This is a genomic window from Bradyrhizobium sp. Leo170, from assembly GCF_004296405.1.
Taxonomy (GTDB): Bacteria; Pseudomonadota; Alphaproteobacteria; order Rhizobiales; family Xanthobacteraceae; genus Bradyrhizobium.
In genome coordinates, this window is the sequence record NZ_PSRR01000601.1 from 1 (window position 1) to 2,554 (window position 2,554).

Genomic DNA, 2,554 nt, shown 5'->3' on the forward strand with positions numbered 1-2,554 from the left:
GGCGCATAGGCCGTCGTTTCCGTGAAGAAGCCGTCATCGCCGAGCGAGCCAAACACCTCGTCGGTCGAGATATGCAGGAAGCGGAATTGCTCACGCTTCTCGGGCGAGAGCGTGCGCCAATGGCGCAGCGCTTCCTGCAGGATGGTGAAGGTGCCGACGATGTTGGTCTGGATGAATTCGCCGGGGCCGTCGATCGAGCGGTCGACATGGCTCTCGGCGGCGAGGTTCAGGACCGCGTCGGGCTGGTATTTCTCGAACAGGCGGCGCAGCCCGGCGCCATCGCAAATGCATTGCTTCTCGAAGCTGTAGTTCAGGTTCTGAGCGGCGCCGGGCAGCGAATTGGGATTCGCCGCGTAGGTGAGCTTGTCGATATTGACGACACGGGCATGGGTGTCGCGCAGCAAATGACGCACGACGGCGGAACCAATAAAACCCGCGCCGCCGGTGACAAAAATGGTCGAGCCCTTGAAACGCATGATGAGCTGCCTCTAATGCTCGAAAGAACGATAAACCGACATTAAATATTCGCCGTAGCTGCTCTTGGCGGTCTTCTGCGCCACCCTGGCGAAGGCCTGGAGCGAGATGTAACCCTGGCGCAGCGCGATCTCCTCGGGGCAGGCGATGCGCAGGCCCTGTCGCTGTTCGAGGATCTGGACGAAATAGCTGGCATCGACCAGGGACGCGTGCGTGCCGGTGTCGAGCCAGGCAAAGCCGCGGCCGAGCACCTCGACATAGAGGTCGCCGCGCGCGAGATAGGCATTGTTGACGTCAGTGATCTCGATCTCGCCGCGCGCCGATGGCCTGACCTTGGCCGCGATGTCGACGACGTCGTTGTCGTAGAAGTATAGCCCGGTGACGGCGACGTTGGACTTCGGCTGCTTCGGTTTCTCCTCGATCGAGAGTGCGCGGCCGCTGCCGTCGAGTTCGATCACGCCGTATTGCTCGGGCGTCTTCACGACATAGCCGAACACCGTCGCGCCCTTCTTGCGTTGCGAGGCCGCGGACAGCATCTCCGGCAGGCCGTGGCCGTAGAAGATGTTGTCGCCCAGGATCAGTGCGACGGGATCGGTGCCGATGAACTCCCGGCCGACGATGAAGGCGTCTGCAAGTCCGCGCGGCGTCTCCTGCGTGGCATAGGAAAAACGCACGCCGATCTCGCTGCCGTCGCCGAGCAGCCGCTGAAACAGCGGCTTGTCCGGTGGCGTCGAGATGATCAGGATGTCGCGGATGCCGCCCAGCATCAGCGTCGACAGCGGATAATAGATCATCGGCTTGTCGAAGACGGGCAAGAGCTGCTTTGAGACCACCGTCGTCGCCGGGTAGAGGCGCGACCCCGTCCCACCGGCGAGGATAATGCCCTTCATGGTCAATCCGATTTAAATATGAAGCAGGTTATAAACAATCCGATTTCATTATAAAAATAAAGCCGAATATAATATGAATATTTATTGCTTCGATTAATTTGACGGTATTATGTTAGGGGTGTCATCGAGCCGGGCTTCCCGCCGTGCCAGTTTGGCGCGTTTGCGTGGCGATTTCGGAGTTGATATGCCACTCATGGGACGTGGCGCTGGACCAAGAACGCGCTGACCGTTGACCAGATTTCAACCGGTCCCGGGACCGGTAAGACACGTGGGTTGCGCTATGATGGCCAGGGCTAATCTCGTCGGCTTGATCACTGCTTTTGTTGTCTTGTGCGCATGCAATACCCAGGCGCATGCGATTTCCGTCGAGGTTGCGCGGGCCTGCGATGCCCTGGTGGCCAAGACGTTTCCTCCGCGCCAGATCGGCAACCCGGCCGCCGGCAGCGCCAAGGGGACGGGGAAGGATCAGCGGGAATTCTTCAATAAGTGCGTCGCGAACGGCGGCAAGATGGATGCCGAACCTGCGAAGGACGCGAAGTAGCCAATCCCTTTCAACGCTTGCAATCCCTTTCAACGCTTGGAAGGCTTTTGCTCGCGCGTCGGGCAGGGCGAATAGAAAGCGCCGTTGGCGGCGTTGAAGCGCTCGACGCATTGATTGGGATCGGTCACCTGTCCCGACACCGAAAAGTCATATCCGACCCCCTTGACGACCAGGACGTATCGGCCGGGTGACAGGACCAGGCCGTCATTCTCCGGTTGTATCAGCAGCATCTTGGGCTGGTCCTCGACGGGGCCGATCTTGAACGGAAAGGATGCGCTGCGAATAACCCAGGAGTCGCCGCCCGGCGTCATCTTCGCCGTGCCGGTGCTGTCGACACCCATCGTGCGCGAGACTTTGGCGACGACGCGAACTTCGACCGGGCCGGCGGAATCCGGACCCAACTCCGGCCTGAACGTAATGAATTTGACATCTCCGCCCGGAACGCTGGTCTGGGGCGGCGTCGGGATCGCGGCCGAAATGGCCACCCGCCGGTCCGGGACCTTGCCCGGCAGCACTTTCAACTCCTGCAGTTGCCCGTCGCTCAGGACAAAAACGCCGAACGTGCTGGGAAGCGGAAACCTGTGTTCGGCCGCGGGAGCAGGGGGAGCGGCTGGTGCCTCGGCCACGGCCTGCGGCCGCTCGATTGGCG

Annotated in this window: 3 protein-coding genes and 1 pseudogene; 1 reads left to right on the forward strand and 3 read right to left on the reverse strand. The window is 61.1% G+C overall.

Features of this window, described 5'->3' with window-relative positions:
* Together CWO89_RS42960 and rfbA are read right to left on the reverse strand one after the other, a co-directional pair.
* A partial coding sequence (locus tag CWO89_RS42960; protein ID WP_130584237.1) for a dTDP-glucose 4,6-dehydratase occupies window positions 1-476 on the reverse strand: 476 nt, incomplete at its 3' end.
* Between the two features lie 12 nt (window positions 477-488).
* Window positions 489-1,364, reverse strand: coding sequence for a glucose-1-phosphate thymidylyltransferase RfbA (gene rfbA / locus CWO89_RS42965; RefSeq protein ID WP_130584238.1), 876 nt, complete (start codon window positions 1,362-1,364; stop codon window positions 489-491).
* 394 nt (window positions 1,365-1,758) lie between these two features.
* Here rfbA and CWO89_RS42970 point away from each other — a divergent pair, with 394 nt between their 5' ends.
* On the forward strand, window positions 1,759-1,905 hold the full coding sequence (locus CWO89_RS42970; RefSeq protein WP_245476837.1) for a hypothetical protein: 147 nt from the start codon (window positions 1,759-1,761) through the stop codon (window positions 1,903-1,905).
* A 29-nt stretch (window positions 1,906-1,934) separates the two neighbouring features.
* Here CWO89_RS42970 and CWO89_RS42975 read toward each other — a convergent pair.
* Window positions 1,935-2,554, reverse strand: a pseudogene (locus CWO89_RS42975) (hypothetical protein); the annotation flags it as partial.